10 protein-coding genes are annotated in these 18,955 nt (G+C 37.5%); 3 read left to right on the top strand and 7 right to left on the bottom strand.

What is annotated here, in order from left to right; translation table 11 throughout:
* Nucleotides 1-56: 56 nt before the first annotated feature.
* From IGM13_RS09585 to IGM13_RS09595, 3 genes are read right to left on the bottom strand one after another with little or no spacing between them, the layout of a single operon-like run.
* Complete coding sequence (locus IGM13_RS09585) at nt 57-1,523, bottom strand: ABC transporter substrate-binding protein (protein ID WP_002369012.1); 1,467 nt, start codon at nt 1,521-1,523, stop codon at nt 57-59.
* 23 nt (nt 1,524-1,546) lie between these two features.
* Nucleotides 1,547-2,470: a carbohydrate ABC transporter permease gene (locus tag IGM13_RS09590; RefSeq protein WP_002359877.1), complete on the bottom strand. Its 924-nt coding sequence runs from the start codon at nt 2,468-2,470 to the stop codon at nt 1,547-1,549.
* An 11-nt stretch (nt 2,471-2,481) separates the two neighbouring features.
* On the bottom strand, nt 2,482-3,420 hold the full coding sequence (locus tag IGM13_RS09595) for an ABC transporter permease (RefSeq protein WP_002389270.1): 939 nt from the start codon (nt 3,418-3,420) through the stop codon (nt 2,482-2,484).
* 369 nt (nt 3,421-3,789) lie between these two features.
* On the opposite strand from IGM13_RS09595, the gene IGM13_RS09600 reads away from it, so the two are divergent.
* Entirely contained in the window at nt 3,790-4,377 is a 588-nt protein-coding gene (locus IGM13_RS09600) for a CPBP family intramembrane glutamic endopeptidase (RefSeq protein WP_002419528.1), read from the top strand.
* Between the two features lie 93 nt (nt 4,378-4,470).
* Here the strand turns inward: IGM13_RS09600 and IGM13_RS09605 are convergent, their stop codons facing one another.
* Entirely contained in the window at nt 4,471-10,560 is a 6,090-nt protein-coding gene (locus tag IGM13_RS09605; protein WP_430598705.1) for an isopeptide-forming domain-containing fimbrial protein, read from the bottom strand.
* Nucleotides 10,561-11,035: 475 nt separating this feature from the next.
* Nucleotides 11,036-11,851, bottom strand: coding sequence for a MerR family transcriptional regulator (locus IGM13_RS09610; RefSeq protein WP_002395516.1), 816 nt, complete (start codon nt 11,849-11,851; stop codon nt 11,036-11,038).
* 66 nt (nt 11,852-11,917) lie between these two features.
* Between IGM13_RS09610 and IGM13_RS09615 the strand changes: the two genes are divergently transcribed.
* Nucleotides 11,918-13,645, top strand: a complete 1,728-nt coding sequence (locus IGM13_RS09615; protein WP_002389238.1) for an ABC transporter ATP-binding protein — start codon at nt 11,918-11,920, stop codon at nt 13,643-13,645.
* A 52-nt stretch (nt 13,646-13,697) separates the two neighbouring features.
* The gene (locus IGM13_RS09620) at nt 13,698-15,476 is read left to right on the top strand and encodes an ABC transporter ATP-binding protein (protein WP_002388273.1); all 1,779 of its coding nucleotides are present in this window, start codon (nt 13,698-13,700) and stop codon (nt 15,474-15,476) included.
* 53 nt (nt 15,477-15,529) lie between these two features.
* Here the strand turns inward: IGM13_RS09620 and trpS are convergent, their stop codons facing one another.
* The gene (trpS, locus tag IGM13_RS09625; protein ID WP_002420055.1) at nt 15,530-16,534 is read right to left on the bottom strand and encodes a tryptophan--tRNA ligase; all 1,005 of its coding nucleotides are present in this window, start codon (nt 16,532-16,534) and stop codon (nt 15,530-15,532) included.
* Between the two features lie 371 nt (nt 16,535-16,905).
* Nucleotides 16,906-18,741 (bottom strand): translation elongation factor 4, encoded by a 1,836-nt coding sequence (gene lepA, locus IGM13_RS09630; RefSeq protein ID WP_080348947.1) that lies wholly within the window; start codon nt 18,739-18,741, stop codon nt 16,906-16,908.
* Nucleotides 18,742-18,955 lie beyond the last annotated feature (214 nt).

Genomic DNA, 18,955 nt, shown 5'->3' on the forward strand with positions numbered 1-18,955 from the left:
CTATTATGTAAAAGGCTGAGCCAAAAGCGCTCAACTAATGCCTCAGCCTCCTGTGATTATTTTTGAGATTGGATATATTCGTCTAATTGTGTTTGCATTTCTTTTTGAACTTTATCCCAGCCAGCTGTTTTTAGGTCATCCATTAATTTTGGAAGTGTTTCTTCTGGATCAACAGTTCCTGTATTTAAGCTTGCTGCGTAACGGTTCATAACTGTAGCAACGTTAGTGATTTCAGTTTTCACTTTATCATTTACAAAAGTAAAACCAAGAATTGGTGAATCTTTTGCTTCTTCGATGCTCTTATCACGTTCTTTAACCATGTCTTCAGTGACAGATTCTTCTGGCCAAATGATTAAGTTGTTTCCTGTGTTCCAAGCACTCAAATGAGTTGTTGGTGTGTAATCTTTCAATAATTTCACACGATCATCGCCAACTTTTTCATATTGTTTGCCTTCTTCACCATAAACAAGTCCGTTTAGCAATTCTGGATTGCTGTTTAATAAACCTAGCAATTCAACAGCTTTTTCTTTGTTTTTAGACGTATTTGCAACAACATAGTTAGCCATTTGCGCTTGTGCTGTTGTTTTTAATGGTTCTGTTAGTGGACGAGAAACAAGTGGTTTGCCAGCAGCTTGTGTTAAGATTGTATCACCATAATCCATAGGACCTTGTGTTTCTTGACGCATGAACCAAGTATTGGTATTTAAGTCATATGGTGTTGTGCTTGTAGCAGCATCTGTTGGAATCAAGCCATCTTTATACCATTGATGTAAGACTTTTAAGTTATTAATCATGTCTTTGTCGGCATATTGGTTAATAATTTTTGGTGAACCAGTATCAGTTGTTTTTACTGCAAATGGATATTGGTTACCAATAGGGAAGTCATAATTACCTGTTGCAAAAAATGTTTGGCCGATAGCAAAAGCAGCAATATTTGGTTCTTTTTTATGGAATTCTTTTAGAACTTCCGTTGCACTTTCATAACTACCATCGACTTTACTAATATCTAAATTGTATTTATCGACATATTCTTTATTAAAAGTTAAAACTTGTTGACCGTAAGAGTTACCTAAAATTGGGAACGCATACAGTTTTCCATTGATCGTATTTCCTTTAATATAGTTATCTGGCAATTGATCATAGGCTTCTTTTGCATATTTAGGTGCTAAATCAGTTAAATCAGCATAGGCGCCTTTTTGTGCATTCGTTGCATAATTTTGTGCTAATGAAATATCATAGCTTTCACCAGAAGCAACGATTGTTGACATTTTTTGGTCCCAATCGCCCCAACCAACAAATTCCATTTTTAATTTTGCCCCAATTTTTTTCTCGATAATTTTATTCGCATTATCGATTAATTGGTCATAATTATCTGGTTTGTCCCCAACACGATACATTAATAACGTTGGTGTACTATCATCACCTTTTGACGCTGCATCTTTTGAAGATTTACCGCACGCGCTTAGTCCTACAGCTAAAGCTGCTGCGCCAGCTACGGCTAATCCTTTTTGCCATTTTTTCATTCCTTATTTCCTCCTGTACAATTTTATTCTTTCACGCCACCGATTGTTAAACCACCCACGAAATATTTTTGGAAGAATGGGTAAGTTAACGCAATTGGTAACGTAGATAAGACAACAATCGCCATTCGAGCCGATTCACTTGGTAGAACGCCTAACCCTTCTTGTGCTGCTGCACCCATATCCGTACTTCTTGATAAGAACTCTAAGTTGTTTTGAATTTTCATCAATAAATACTGTAATGGTACCAAGGTATCTTTTTGAATGTAAAGTAATGCATTGAACCAATCGTTCCAATAACCCAAAGCCGCAAACAAACTAATTGTGGCAATCCCTGGAACGGCTAGTGGTAACACAATGCTGACAAAAATGCGCATTTCACTTGCGCCATCAATACGTGCCGATTCAATAATACTGTCAGGCACGGTTTTCTTGAAAAACGTTCGCATCACTAAAATATTAAATGGTCCTAAAGCTAAAGGCAAAATTAACGCCCAAATTGTATCTTTCAATTGCAATAAGTTTGTCATTACTAAATAGTTCGCAACCATCCCTGGTGAAAATAACATTGTAATTAAAGCAAACAATGTAAAGAATTTTTTAAATGGAAAGTTGGAACGAGAAATGACATAGGCATATAATGACGTCATTGTTGCATTGACAATCGTCCCTGTCACCGTAATGAAGACCGTTACCCCTAAGGCATGAATAATGCGTTGACTCATTGCCCCTTGGAAAATGTAACGATAGGCCTCCAATGAAAATTCTTTTGGCCAAAACCGGTAGCCGTTTGCTGCTAATGATCCTTCACTTGTCAATGAAATCATAATAACAAAGAAAAACGGAACCACACAGGAAATAGCAAAAATAGCAATGACAATATTGAAAATCAAATTCGCTGTCGGGTTGAAGGATCGAACGTTAACGCTAGTGACTTTTTTCTTTTTCATAATCCTTCCTCCTAAAATAGTGCTGAATCTGGTTCAATTCGACGAACAACTAAATTCGCAATTAATAATAAACATGCCCCAACGACAGATTGATATAACGCTGCAGCTGCCGTCATGCCTACATCACCAGTAGCCGTTAAGCCATTGTAAATATAGGTATCTAACACACTTGTCACGTTGTAAAGCGCACCTGAATTTCTTGGTACGATGTAGAACAAACCAAAGTCTGCTCTGAAGATACCGCCGATGTTTAAAATTAATAAAACAGACATCATTGGTAAAATTTGTGGAATCGTAACATTTTTTATTTGTTGCCATTTGTTGGCACCATCTACCATCGCTGCTTCATAGTATGTCGGATCAATCCCCATCACAGAAGCATAGTAGATAATACTGTTGTAGCCTAGACTCTTCCAAACATTTAGGAAGACAAAAATTACTGGCCACCAACGTGGATCTGCATACCAGTTAATCATTGTACCGCCATTACCAGTAATCCATTGATTCAAAATCCCTTTATCTGGACTTAAAAAGGCATAAACAAAATAGTTAATAACCATCCAAGATAAGAAATATGGTAGCAATGACATCGTGTGATAAACTTTAACCAAGCGACGATTTCTTAATTCACTCATAATAATAGCAAAAGCAATCGCGAAGAATAAGTTAAAGGCTAAAAAGACGACATTGTACAAAATGGTATTTCTAGTAATTAACCAAGCATCTTTTGACGCAAATAAAAATTTAAAGTTTTCAAAACCAACCCAAGGACTTTCTCTTAGACTAGCTAAGAAACCATCTGGTGAAATATGAAAATCTTTAAATGCGACCACATTGGCTAAGACTGGTATATAGAAGAAAAATATAAACCAGATAAATCCTGGTAACGCCATAAGAATTAAGGCCTTATAACGCCATACATTTTGAAAAAACCCGTTTTTCTTCTTCATTCATTTCGCTCCTTTCATAAATATAATAGCGTTTTCATAATATCTTTTTAAGGAACAAATTATAGGATTTGAGAAACAAATTATAGATTTTGTATCATTTTAAGGTAAAAATTTACCGAATTGACCGTTCTTTGTGAAAACGTTTATCTGATATTTTTTTAATAACTATTTAAGAACTTAAAAAATAATTGGATAAATCTCACTCATAAAGCGGTTTCGCTAGTGCGTATTTGTTGTATAAAAGCTGAGAACTTGTTATTTTCACAAAGGATATTATCTAATTATTTTTGAGGAGGACTATTTTTGAATTTTATCCGTAAAAACACTAGAGCAATTAGTTTAATTGTGGTATATTTTTTCACAGTTTTAATGCAAGCTGGTTCTTTATTATTATTAGCTATTTCACTGTTATTTGATAATAATTTAGTAGAATCATCTTTTGCAAATCTCGTAACAGGTTTAACTATTACTGCTATTGTGGGAATAGTTTTATTTTGGAAAGAAATCGTTGCTGGGTTCGACTATTTTAAAGAAGAGACTCTTTGGCGTATTTTTAGCATTTTCTTATGGGTGGGGCTGATTTTTTTAGTCGATGTTATTATTCAAAAAATCATGAGTAATAATCCAATTGCTAATCAACAAGATGTTCTCTCATTTGGTGCACAAGTCCCATTGCTTGTTACTCTATTTTTCTTAGCAATCGTGGGGCCAATTGCTGAAGAACTAGTTTTTCGGCAAGTATTAATGAATTGTTTATCGGAAACAATTGGTATAGCCAGTGCGACTATAATTTCAATTTTTTTATTCACCTTTATGCACACACAACAGCCCCTTGATTTTCTCATTTATCTGCCAGGAGCTATTTTATTATCTGCAGCTTACTTAAAATCAAATCGTTCGCTTGTATTTGTTATGGCTATTCATATTGTTAATAATATGTTGGGTTTCTTGTTATAAATCAAAAAGAGTTGGCGACATAGGTCATTTTGACTTATGTTGCCAACTCTTAAATTTTCAGCTAATTAGTCGTTCTAAAACAATCGATTTTGTTTACTCCTCTTTTTCTTTGTTTCTCTTTATAACATAGAGAATTAATACAATTAAGATCAGTCCTACACCCAGATATGCAAATATTTTTTGGACTTTTTCTCCTGTTTTTGGTAAATAGGATGATTTAGACGTTTCTTTCTTGTTTATGGCAATTTCATTTTTACTATTTTTTGTAGGTTTGTTCTGGTCTGTAACAACTTTTTTTGTTTCCTTTTTATTTTTCGCTGGTTCTTCGGGTGTAATAGGCACCTCTGGTTCTTCGGGCGGATTAACTGTGTCATCTACTTTGGCTTTGTTGAGAATTGTTTCGCCCGCTTTGGCTTCTTCATTAACGATCACTTTGAAACGAATACTCCGTTCTTTCATATCAGTGATACTTGGGTATTCCGCTGTGATTGTGCCGTTGGCTTCTTTCAAGCTGATCGGTTTTGGTTCATCACCGACACTTGTTAGGCTATCTTTGACATACGTCAATCCTTTTGGTAGTTGGTCTGTGATAACTACTTTGTTTAGGACGCCATTTTCGATGGTGTTGCGGAAACTAATGGTGTATTCGATTTCTTCCCCTAGTTTTGGTTTGGCGTTATTAACGGTTTTTGTTGCGGTTAGTTTGCCTGCTTTCGCTTCTGGTACCACAGGCACCTCTGGTTCTTCGGGCGGATTAACTGTGTCATCTACTTTGGCTTTGTTAAGAATTGTTTCGCCCGCTTTGGCTTCTTCATTAACAATCACTTTGAAGCGAATACTCCGCTCTTTTGTATCAGTGATACTTGGGTATTCCGCCGTGATTATGCCGTTGGCTTCTTTCAAGCTGGTTGGCTTGGGTTCATCACCGACACTTGTTAGGCTATCTTTGACATACGTTAGTCCTTTTGGTAGTTGGTCTGTGATAACCACTTTGTTTAAGACGCCATTTTCGACAGTGTTGCGGAAGCTAATGGTGTATTCGATTGCTTCCCCTAATTTTGGTTTAGCGTTATTAACGGTTTTTGTAGCGGTTAGCTTGCCTGCTTTCGCTTCTGGTACCACCGGCACCTCTGGTTCTTCGGGCGGATTAACTGTGTCATCTACTTTGGCTTTGTTGAGAATTGTTTCGCCTGCTTTGGCTTCTTCGTTAACGATCACTTTGAAACGAATACTCCGTTCTTTCATATCAGTGATACTTGGGTATTCCGCTGTGATTGTGCCGTTGGCTTCTTTCAAGCTGGTTGGCTTGGGTTCATAACCGACACTTGTTAGGCTATCTTTGACATACGTCAATCCTTTTGGTAGTTGGTCTGTGATAACTACTTTGTTTAGGATGCCATTTTCGACAGTGTTGCGGAAGCTAATGGTGTATTCGATTTCTTCCCCTAGTTTTGGTTTGGCGTTATTAACGGTTTTTGTAGCGGCTAGTTTGCCTGCTTTCGTTTCTGGTACCACAGGCACCTCTGGTTCTTCTGGTGGATTAACTGTGTCATCTACTTTGGCTTTGTTGAGAATTGTTTCGCCCGCTTTGGCTTCTTCATTAACAATCACTTTGAAGCGAATACTCCGCTCTTTTGTATCAGTGATACTTGGGTATTCCGCCGTGATTATGCCGTTGGTTTCTTTCAAGCTGGTTGGCTTGGGTTCATCACCGACACTTGTTAGGCTATCTTTGACATACGTCAGTCCTTTTGGTAGTTGGTCTGTGATAACTACTTTGTTTAAAACGCCGTTTTCGATGGTGTTGCGGAAGCTGATTGTGTACTCGATAGTTTCGCCTAGTTTTGGTTTAGCGTTATTAACGGTTTTTGTTGCGGTTAGTTTGCCTTCTTTCGCTTCTGGTACCACCGGCACCTCTGGTTCTTCGGGCGGATTAACTGTGTCATCTACTTTGGCTTTGTTGAGAATTGTTTCGCCCGCTTTGGCTTCTTCGTTAACGATCACTTTGAAACGAATACTCCGTTCTTTCATATCAGTGATACTTGGGTATTCCGCTATGATTGTGCCGTTGGCTTCTTTCAAGTTGATCGGTTTTGGTTCATCACCGACACTTGTTAGGCTATCTTTGACATATGTCAGTCCTTTTGGCAGTTGGTCTGTGATAACTACTTTGTTTAGGACGCCGTTTTCGATGGTATTGCGGAAACTGATGGTGTATTCGATTGCTTCTCCTAGTTTTGGTTTAGCGTTATTAACGGTTTTTGTTGCGGTTAGTTTGCCTTCTTTTATTCGAGGTGTGATTGGTTCTTCGGGTGTAATGGGTACCTCTGGTTCTTCGGGTGGATTAACTGTGTCATCTACTTTGGCTTTGTTGAGAATTGTTTCGCCCGCTTTGGCTTCTTCATTAACGATCACTTTGAAACGAATACTCCGTTCTTTCGTATCGGTGATACTTGGGTATTCCGCTGTGATTGTGCCGTTGGCTTCTTTCAAGCTGGTTGGTTTTGGTTCATCGCCGACACTTGTTAGGCTATCTTTGACATATGTCAGTCCTTTTGGTAGTTGGTCTGTGATAACCACTTTGTTTAGGACGCCATTTTCGACAGTGTTGCGGAAGCTAATGGTGTATTCGATTGCTTCCCCTAGTTTTGGTTTGGCGTTATTAACGGTTTTTGTAGCGGCTAGTTTGCCTTCTTTCGCTTCTGGTACCACAGGCACCTCTGGTTCTTCGGGCGGATTAACTGTGTCATCTACTTTGGCTTTGTTAAGAATTGTTTCGCCCGCTTTGGCTTCTTCATTAACAATCACTTTGAAGCGAATACTCCGCTCTTTTGTATCGGTGATACTTGGGTATTCCGCTGTGATTGTGCCGTTGGCTTCTTTCAAGCTGGTTGGCTTGGGTTCATCACCGACACTTGTTAGGCTATCTTTGACATACGTCAATCCTTTTGGTAGTTGGTCTGTGATAACTACTTTGTTTAGGATGCCATTTTCGATGGTGTTGCGGAAGCTAATGGTGTACTCGATTTCTTCCCCTAGTTTTGGTTTGGCGTTATTAACGGTTTTTGTAGCGGCTAGTTTGCCTGCTTTCGCTTCTGGTACCACAGGCACCTCTGGTTCTTCGGGTGGATTAACTGTGTCATCTACTTTGGCTTTATTAAGAATTGTTTCGCCTGCCTTCGCTTCTTCGTTAACAATCACTTTGAAACGAATACTCCGCTCTTTCGTATCGGTGATACTTGGGTATTCCGCTGTGATTGTGCCGTTGGCTTCTTTCAAGCTGGTTGGCTTGGGTTCATCACCGACACTTGTTAGGCTATCTTTGACATACGTTAGTCCTTTTGGTAGTTGGTCTGTGACAACCACTTTGTTTAAGACGCCATTTTCGATGGTGTTGCGGAAGCTGATGGTGTATTCGATTGCTTCCCCTAGTTTTGGTTTGGCGTTGTTAACGGTTTTTGTAGCGGCTAGTTTGCCTGCTTTCGCTTCTGGTACCACAGGCACCTCTGGTTCTTCGGGCGGATTAACTGTGTCATCTACTTTGGCTTTGTTAAGAATTGTTTCGCCCGCTTTGGCTTCTTCATTAACAATCACTTTGAAGCGAATGCTCCGCTCTTTTGTATCAGTGATACTTGGGTATTCCGCCGTGATTATGCCGTTGGCTTCTTTCAAGCTGGTTGGCTTGGGTTCATCACCGACACTTGTTAGGCTATCTTTGACATACGTCAATCCTTTTGGTAGTTGGTCTGTGATAACTACTTTGTTTAGGATGCCATTTTCGATGGTGTTGCGGAAGCTGATGGTGTATTCGATTTCTTCCCCTAGTTTTGGTTTGGCGTTATTAACGGTTTTTGTTGCGGTTAATTTGCCAGTTACTTGTTCGTCCGCAATTTTTGCTTCTACTATATTAGAAGTTTCGTTGACTTTTGCAGATGTTAAAATATCTACTGCCTCAACGGTTGCACTATTAGGCACTAATTCATTTGCTTTTGCTCGTTCATTTATCTGCGCTTTAAATTCGTAAATCGTTTCAGCTGTATCAGCTTTGTAGCTACCTCCTTGTGTAGCAGTTGCACCATTGCCGACACGGACTATAATTTGTTTATTGGTTGCATCATATTCAGCTTGATCATCGCCTGAAGCATCCGTTTTTTCACCAGAATTTGGTCCACTAATAATTTTTAAAGAGCCTGGCAAATAATTTAAGCGACCATCTAGTGCATCCTTCGAAACTGAATTTATCGCTTCTGAATCAGCTTTTGTATTTTTTAGTGAGACACGATACGTGATTGTTTCACCAACTTTGTAAGTTTCTTTTGGTTCCACAATTTCTTTCTTAATTTCAAATTCAGGTGTTTCTGCGTTTACAGCAAAACCAATCGCATTCGTAGAATAATCGTCACCACTACTTGTTGTTCTAAAATTAATTTGGTTTTGTCCAGCATTTAAAACACCTTCGGGAATTGCCATACGATCGATATCAATATCTAAAAAATTAGGATGATCCGGCGCAAATTTCCCTGGATACTTGTCTACCATATGTTCATCGTTATCTGTCACAGTTGCGTTCATAGCATTGTTAACTGGATTGAGCGTGTTCGAAATATTTACCCAAGTTCCTGCGCTATTTTTAATTTGTGCGTTGTCTCCAGTCCAGTATTTATCTCCTTGAACAGTAAACCAGGTCACAATTGGATCAAGCTTTCCTTGTTTTGCTGTTAAAAAGTTGCTCATAGTAAATTCATTATTAGTTCCAGCAGCATTGCCACGTGCTCCATAGTAAATACTAAAAGCTCTTGACTTACTTGCCTGATCCTTTGTAACAACAAACAAACTCCAACCACTAAAGTTATAATATTGATATTGACCATTTAAACTACTTGTCATAGGAATATCTGCTAACGTATAACTTCCTGTCGCACTTTTATCCCCTTGTAAAATTGAAGTTACATCTGCATAATTAGAAAATCCAGTATTATTGTATCCGAAACGTTGTCCTGGGTTTGTTGCATCTTGATCGATACGATGGTACCTTTGGGGCGAAACACGCTGTACGGTTCCATTTGGTGTTGTAAATTGAACTGGTGCACTAATTTCTTCATCAGAAAGATTTGTTCCGTAAGCAGGGCCTTTATATCTAGAGGCACTCCAAAATAAGCCCGCCCAAGCAATCTCTTTTGCACCATTTAAATCAATATAAGCCCGACTAGAGTTATACGTATTTGGATCATTGTCAACATCTGCAAATTCTAAAGGAAAATTGTTAATTGCATAACCACTACTTGCTCCTCGTGTGTTTAAAAATGTTTGCGCAGCCCCCGTATTTTCATTCGCAATTTTTAAGTTGGTATTTCCCGTTGAAAAAAGTTCTCCTCTATGAACGCTTTGATAAATCGGTGTATTAAACCCCCGACCAGGTGTTGGTGGCACTAACGGACCAGTAGGTTGCGCCTTTAATGGAGGTTGCTCAGGACTTTCGGTAGCCTGCGTTAGTGCTGTCTCTTGAATACTTTCTGTCGCCTTTCCTGCTTCAGGCTTTGTTTCGTTACTAGTAGTTGCGGTCATTTCATTTGTAGAAGAGGCTGTTTCGCTTGCCTGATTTTCTACTTTTGTTTCTGAAGTTTCCTGTTTTTCCTTCGAAACAAACTCTTTATCTGCTAGCATATCTTTACTAGGTAAATCAATTACTAGTGTCCCTTTTTCATTATCTTCTATTAGTACGCTGACCAATAACTTGCTCGACGCTTTTGTAGTTATTTGCCCATTTATGGTAATCTTTCTTGTTGAATTTGGTTGAAGGTTAAGCAGTTTAATATCGGTTGTTTGATCTTTCTCATTTGTTTCAACCTTTGCTTGTTCTTCTAAAGACGTAGGTCCTCGCTCTTCGCTTAAAGTATCTAATACAAATTTGATTGGACTATCATTGTTATTTTTTTGTTTTAAAATGAGATTTTTGATTGGTACATCTCGTGTATTTGTTATTTCGTAAGTGACCGTTTTAATATCTTCTTGAGACGATGTATCTTCTATTTTCCCTATTACTTTGAGCCCGTCTTTTTCAACAGTATTCTCAGCATCACTCGTTACTTCTTGAGCAAATGCGTTCATCATTGGTAACAAATTTAAAATAAACAGCATGGTAATCATAAGGTAACTCACAAAATTTTTAACTGCTTTATTCATTTACATTCTCCTTCGTTCTTTTCATTTACTTAAACAAATCATCTTCAAACAACTTTTACAATTACTCATTGTTTCTCAATATCCACCTCCATAAAATACTTTTCAACCTTCAATTCTTTCTTTATTTAGCTACAACAACTTTTTTTAACGTACGATTTTCCGTTTCTCCTTATAATCAAAAAGTAACACATTATATTGGCTAAAAAAAGAAAAAAACCCGATATTTCAACAAAAAATTACGAATTAAATAACGCGTTTTATATGAAGCAAATATATTGACTTTCCCTAAAAAAATACAAATATAGGCAAGTTCTAGCTTTTAGAGTAATTTTTTTATTGTTTTCCCTTTAATAACATTCGTTCTAAATTGTTTTAAAAACTAAAATTTTTTTCATGTAATTTTCATTACATTTACCAAAAAAAGAAACTAGCTTAGCTACATTTGCTATTACTAGTTTCTTTTTTTTAAATTGTTTTACTTTTCCCCTAAAATTTCAATCCAACCATAATAATATTCAATATATTGATTTTCCTCTTCTAGTTGTGTCAAGATATGCTCTCCGACAACGATGCCTGTTTCAAATCCTTGTTTTGCTAAACGCTTTTTTACTTCTTCGATATTATTCAAACGGGTATCTTGTGTATTGACTTTTAAAATAAAGCCTTTGTATTGGCTACTTGGTTCTTTGAGCCAAATCACTTTGTCTAAACTTTTTTTATTCACATGATTTGCCAAACAAATCCCATACGTCAGTTCATTGGATTCACTTAAATCCCCGTAAATACCTAAAGTTGAAATGTGTTCCATGTATACTTTCATCTCTTCTGGATCCTCAATATCAACAACAACAATTTTATCAAAAGGAATTGGTTCATCTGAAAAAACCAATGTTTCTAAATCAATTAACGCATGTAAATGTAATTTTCTTTTCTTGATTTCTTTGTATTTATGCTGAAGCCTTTTTATTTCTTGCCCCAGTTGTTCTTCTGTTGCTTCCATGGTGGCATAGAGATCGGTAGGAGTCTTTTTATACAAATTCAACATATCTTTGATAGGAATCCCCATTTTTCGATAAAAATCAATATCATATATTTTGAACAAATCTTCTAAATCAAAGGTTCGATATCCGTTTTCTTCATTGCGTGTTGTACTAATCAACCCTTGCTCGTCCCAATAACGAATCGTGGACTTAGGGATATTTAACAACTCAGAAACATCTTTTATTGTGTAATTTTTTTCCATACTGTTCCCTCCATCAAAAAGTTTAGCATTTCTACTGTTGACATTCAAGTTACTTGAACGTGTACAATGACTCTTTGTAACAGCTAAAACGGTATTGTTTAAGGAGGAAATTTCATGAAATTAATGAAAGAGTTTATTAAAGAAAATAAATGGATTGTTCTTGCGACAACTTTAACCATCTGTTTGCAAATCGCAGGAACCCTTGGCGTCCCTAAATTAGTTGGCAAGTTGATTGATGTGGGCATCGTTAGCGGTGACCAACAAGTAATTAAAACGATTGGCATACAAATGTTTCTTGTGGCATTCATTGGAACAATTGCCGCAATTATTTCTAGCTATTTGTCTGCTTTAGTAGCTGCTAAATTTGGTTTCCAAGTTAGAGGATTGTTCTTTAAAAAATTTCAACAATTCTCGATGAAAAATGTTGATAAATTTGGTTCAAATTCTTTGCTAACTAGAATGACCAACGATGTAGATAATGTTCAAACAATGATTGTGCTGTTTTGCCAATTAATCTTTCCAGCGCCTATTATTAGTTTATTTGCCTTAGTGATGACATTTTCTTATTCAGTTTCACTCGCTTGGGTAACATTGGCTTCCATCGTATTTTACTTAGTCGTTGTTTATTTTTTAATGAAAAAAGGCACCCCTTTATCTTTAAAAATTCAACCAAAAATGGATCGAATTACTACGACTTTACGAGAGTTCTTTACTGGAATTAATATGATTCGTGCGTTCAATAATCAAGACTTTGAAGAGCAGCGAACCAATCAAACATTTAAAAATTATGCTGAACGCATGAGTAAAGTGAATCGAATCTTTGCTTGGATTACTCCTGTTGCCTTTTTATTAATGGGCGTTGTGTATGCCTCTATTTTGTGGTTTGGCGGTAATTTAGTGGCGGTAGGCACCCTACAAATTGGCACCGTTACAGCTGTGATTGAATATACGCTTCTAACTTTGGCCTACTTAATGATCGCGGCTATGGTATTAGTTGTCATTCCACGGTCCGTTGCTTCCTTGAATCGCTTGCAAGAAGTTTTGTCAGAAGAAATTGAAATTAGCGATCCTCATACTGAAGCAATCATTGCTTATCATCCTGAGAAAGCCTTGATTTGCTTCGATCACGTCACGTTTCAATACACAGAAACAGCTGATCCTGTTTTAGAAAATGTTAGTTTTGTCATCCCTAAAGGAAAAACAACGGCGATTGTTGGGGCAACTGGCGCTGGTAAAAGTACTTTAGTTAAGTTACTTTTACGAATAAATGAGGTCACAGCCGGCACGATTAGCTATTCTGGCACAGATATCCGCTCATTATCTCAGCAAACGATTCGCCAAGTCATCAGTTATGTGCCACAAAAAGCCTTTCTTTTCAGTGGGACAATCTTATCAAACTTATTAATGGGAAATGCCAAAGCAACTACAGAAGAAATAAGAACGGCACTAGAAATTTCACAATCTTCTGAATTTATCGATTCCTTACCACAAGGGATTGAAAGTTTCGTAGCACAAGGCGGGGCCAACTATTCTGGTGGTCAAAAACAAAGAATGTGTATTGCACGAGCCTTAATCAAACCGGCAGATGTTTATATTTTCGATGATAGCTTTTCCGCATTAGATTACAAAACTGATGCCGCTCTACGTGCCGCTTTACATGCACAAATGGCGGACAAAACTTTACTCATTGTTGCTCAACGGTTAAGTACAATCATGAACGCTGACAATATTATCGTCCTAGATGAAGGAAGGATTGTTGGTCAAGGCACCCACGCTGATTTACTTACCACTAATAGCTATTACCAAGACTTTGCTAAATCGCAAGGTATCTTACCCAAGTAATTAAAGAAAGGATGTGACTGCTTGAAAGAAAGTTTTCTTTTCAAGCCATACAATGAAAAAAACAATGAATCTTCAAAGCTTTAAACGTTTCTGGAAAATGATTAAACCTGAGCATCCAATCTTTTATGGTCTAATGATCTGCAGTTTAATTGGAAACTTATTAATTGTTGCCATGACCTATATTATGGCAATCGGGATTGATAACCTCTTAGAAGCGATCAAGCGTGTCGGGCTCAAAGGCATGACACTTCCTTTAGTTGAAGAAGCACTCTTAGGTCCCGTCTTACTTTTAATTCTCTTTTCAATCATTAGTAGTATCACTTCTTTTATCCAGGAACGAGCAATGGCTTCTTTAAGCGAACGGGTTACTTTAAGAATTAGAAAAGAAGTGACAAAAAAGTTTAAAACTTTACCAATGGCCTTCTTTGACAATCACCAAGTGGGCGATATCATTAGTCGTTCAACAACTGGCTTAAACCAATTGTCACAAGTTCTTTTAACAGGCATCAACCAATTTTTCACTTCCGTCGTGACTATCCTTTTTGCAGGAATTATGTTGTTCTATATTGATGCAAAATTAACTATTTTAGTGTTGCTACTAATTGGCGGTAGTACTTTCATGACGACAAAAATTGCGAATAAAAACAAGGTGTTTGCTGATCAAAGTCAAGCTGAATTAGGTCAATTAAATAATAAAATGGAAGAATATTTAGCAGGAAATTTGGTCACAAAAACCTTTAATCAACAGCAAAATGCTGAAAAAACAATTGCTGCTGTTAATCAACAACATTATCGTGCCTTTAAAAAAGCACAGTTTCTAAATTTTGCGATTTATCCAGCTATTCGTTTTATCAATCAGTTGGCTTTTATTATCAGTGCTATCTTAGGCGCAATGCTCGTTTTATCTGGTGGTATTACGATTGGTTTCTTGCAAGCGTATTTGCAATATATCAACCAAATTTCTGAGCCGATTTCTACCGCTTCTTATGTCATTAACTCAATTCAAGCAGCGATGGCTTCCATTGATCGGATTTTTGTTATCTTAGATGAAGCTGATGAACAGCCAGAAGCAACTCATTTAGAAACTATTTCTTCTCCTAAAGGAGCCATTGAATTTAAAAATGTTCAATTTGGCTACACACCAGAAAAAATTTTAATGAAAAATGTTGATTTTTCTGTTCAACCGAAAAAAACAGTGGCCATTGTGGGACCCACCGGCGCTGGTAAAACAACATTAGTCAACTTATTGATGCGTTTCTATGAAATAAATCAAGGCGCCATTACTTTTGATGGGATTGATATTACGAAACTTTCTCGACAAAATCTAAGAAATTTATTTGGCATGGTATTACAAAACACTTGGCTATTTGAAGGAACCGTAGCAGATAATATTGCCTATGGAAAAAAAGACGCTTCTCGTGAAGAAATAATTGAAGCGGCTAAAATTGCTCAATGTGATCATTTTATTCGGACCCTTCCTCAAGGATATGACACAATTATTTCTAGCGAAAATGGTGCATTATCACAAGGGCAACAACAGTTATTAACCATCGCCCGAATCATTTTAGCAAATCCGCCCGTTGTTATTCTCGATGAAGCAACTTCGAGTGTGGACACACGAACAGAAGCCCATATTCAAAAAGCGATGGAAACTGTCACAGAAAATCGAACAAGCTTCGTTATCGCTCATCGATTATCCACGATTGAAAATGCTGATTTAATTTTAGTGATGAAAAATGGCGATATTATTGAAAAAGGAACGCATCAGGAACTATTACAAGCTCCGACTCTTTACGCCAGCTTATATAATAGTCAATTTCAAACCACTTAAAAAGAACTGGAACAAGTCATTCTTCTTTTGACTTGTTCCAGTTCTTTTATTGCTTAGAAGTATTGAATTCCCATTGCTTTTTTGACTTCTGTTAAGGTTTGTGCTGCCACTTTTTCAGCAGCAAGACTTCCTTTATGCAACATTTCCATAATCGCTTCTGGATTTTTAGCCAGCTCTTCACGACGTCGACGAATCGGTGCGAGTTCTTCTTCTAGGACATCAATTAAGTAACGTTTAATTTTCACATCTCCTAAACCGCCATGACGATAGTGCTCTTTTAATTCTTCAATATATTCTTTCTCTTTCCCAAAGACATCCAAGTAAGTAAAGACCATATTTCCTTCAACTTGTCCTGGGTCCTCTATACGAATATGATTTGGATCGGTATACATACTCATTACTTTTTTCTGAACCACTTCAGCTGGATCTGAAAGATAAATACCATTACCTAAAGACTTACTCATTTTTCCGTTGCCATCAATTCCTGGCAAGCGTCCCATGCCTTTTGGTGGTAACACAGCTTCCGGTCTAACTAAAACTTCACCGTACGTCTGATTAAAACTATGCACAATTTCTTGCGCTTGTTCCAACATTGGTTTTTGATCCTCCCCAACAGGGACTAAATTCGCTTGAAAGGCAGTAATATCAGCTGCTTGTGAAACGGGATAAATAAAGAATCCTGTCGGAACACCTTCCCCAAATTTTTTTTGCTCAATTTCTGCTTTGACCGTTGGATTCCGCCGAACACGTGACGTGGTCACTAAATTTAGATAGTACATTGTTAATTCAGCTAACTGTGGAATTTGCGATTGGATAAAAATTGTTGTTTTCGTAGGGTCTAAACCAACTGCTAAATAGTCCAAAGCAACTTCTAAAACATTGGCTGAAACTTTTTTGGGATTTTTTGCATTATCTGTCAATGCTTGTAAATCTGCAATCATGACAAATAATTGATTTGTAGGGTCTGCTTGCATTTCTACTCGTTTTTTTAAAGAACCTACGTAATGTCCTAGGTGCAATTTACCAGTTGGACGATCACCTGTTAAGATAGTATTCATTGTCTACACACCTTTATCGTTTTTAAGTAGTTTAGAAAAGAGGTCGGGACAGAACCGTTTAGCTCCGAGAAATAAGAAGAAATTTCCGAAAATTGCTCTTTAATTTTTGGAAAATTTCGGCTTATTTCCGAAGGACCTTCACCAAATAGGTACGATGATTTCATCTGTTCATGCTTCACAGTGAAACATCGCAACTCTTAGAGCTGTAGCTCTTTTGAAGGCTGTACTGTGACGAGACGCATGTCGAGAAAACACCTTAGAAGTTGTTGAGATCGGAGCAACGCGTAGTGTTGGTTCTGTTCCTGCCGTTTATCAGGTTTTTAGCCCGGAGCAAAAATCCAAAGTGATTTTTGTCCCAGGCTCTTTTCTGTTTATTTTTTCTGATCATCTTCATCCATTTTCAGAACCGCCATAAAGGCTTCTTGAGGAACTTCCACGGATCCAATTTGTTTCATCCGTTTCTTCCCTTCTTTTTGTTTCTCTAACAATTTACGTTTACGAGAAACATCGCCACCATAGCATTTAGCCAGTACGTTTTTGCGTAAGGCTTTAATATCTGAACGAGCCACAATTTTTTGACCAATCGCCGCTTGAACTGGGACTTCAAACTGTTGACGTGGAATTAGTTTTTTCAGTTTCTCAACAATCGCTTTACCACGCTCAAATGCGAAATCTCGGTGAACAATAAAGCTTAACGCATCCACTTTTTCAGCATTTAATAGAATATCCATTTTCACTAGGCGGCTGGTACGATAGCCAGCCATTTCGTAATCTAAGGATGCATAGCCTTTTGTACTTGATTTCAATTTATCGAAAAAATCAAACACGATTTCAGATAACGGAATTTCATAAACTACGTTTACACGATAATCATCTAAGTAATCCATTGTAATGAATTCGCCACGTTTACGTTGTGATAATTCCATTACTGCTCCTACATAATCGTTTGGCACCATGATTTGCGCTTTAACATAAGGTTCTTCCACAGATTCAATCGTTACTGGTTCTGGAAATTCAGCTGGGTTGTCAACAACAACGGTTGTTCCGTCAGTTTTATTAACGTGATAGATTACAGACGGTGCTGTTGTAATTAACTCTAAATTAAATTCTCGTTCCAAACGTTCCTGAACAACATCCATGTGCAGCAAACCTAAGAAACCACAACGGAAACCAAACCCTAAAGCTTGTGATGTTTCCGGTTCAAATTGTAACGCCGCATCATTTAATTGTAATTTTTCTAATGCTTCCCGTAAATCATTGTAGCGCGACGTATCAATTGGATATAAGCCACAATACACCATTGGATTCATTTTGCGATAGCCTGGTAGTGCTTCTGCTGCTGGATTGTCGGCCAAAGTCACTGTATCCCCGACCCGTGTATCTCGAACCGTTTTAATGCTAGCGGTGATATAGCCCACATCGCCAACCATTAAATAATCACGAGCGATTGGTTTCGGTGAAAAAACGCCGACTTCTGTTACATCAAACGTTTTACCGTTACTCATCATTTGGATTTTATCCCCAGGACGAACGACACCGTCAATTACACGGATGTTTAAAACGACCCCTCGATAGCTATCGTAAATAGAGTCAAAAATCAAAGCCTTTAAAGGAGCCTCAATATCGCCTGATGGAGCTGGTACATACTCCACCACTTGTTCTAAAATATCTTCAATCCCAATCCCTGCTTTTGCACTTGCTAAAACAGCTTCCGATGCATCAATTCCAATTACGTCTTCAATCTCTGTCCGAACACGCTCTGGATCAGCGGCGGGTAAATCAATTTTATTAATAACAGGTAAAATTTCTAAGTCATTATCCAATGCCAAATAGACATTTGCTAGCGTTTGCGCTTCAATTCCTTGCGCCGCATCAACAACTAGAACAGCCCCTTCACAAGCTGCCAAGCTACGAGAAACTTCGTAGGTGAAATCGACGTGCCCTGGTGTGTCAATCAAATGGAAAGTATAGGTTTCACCATCTTTGGCTGTATAGTTTAATTCAATTGCGTTTAATTTGATGGTAATGCCGCGTTCTCTCTCTAAATCCATTGAATCAAGTAATTGATCTTGCATTTCTCGACTGCTAACTGTATTTGTTTTTTCCAAAATCCGGTCGGCTAAAGTTGACTTCCCATGGTCAATGTGGGCAATGATCGAGAAATTACGAATTTTCTCTTGTCTTGCTTTCATTTCTTTATTGTTCATTTTTTGCCTCATTTCTTTTAAGAAAAGCTAGCTCCCTGCTAGCTTCATCAATCAATTGTTATATTTTAGTTGCCTTTTTTATCAAATTATCATGTTTAAAGGTCTAGGATAATCAGCACTTTTCATTATACCAATTTTTGAAGAAGATTTAAAGCACTTCCCTTTTATTCTTTTGGTTTCGAAAGGCTAACAGAGTTTCGAAAAATTTGGTATA

Source organism: Enterococcus sp. DIV0561 (assembly GCF_050539875.1).
In the GTDB taxonomy this organism is placed as follows: domain Bacteria; phylum Bacillota; class Bacilli; order Lactobacillales; family Enterococcaceae; genus Enterococcus; species Enterococcus faecalis.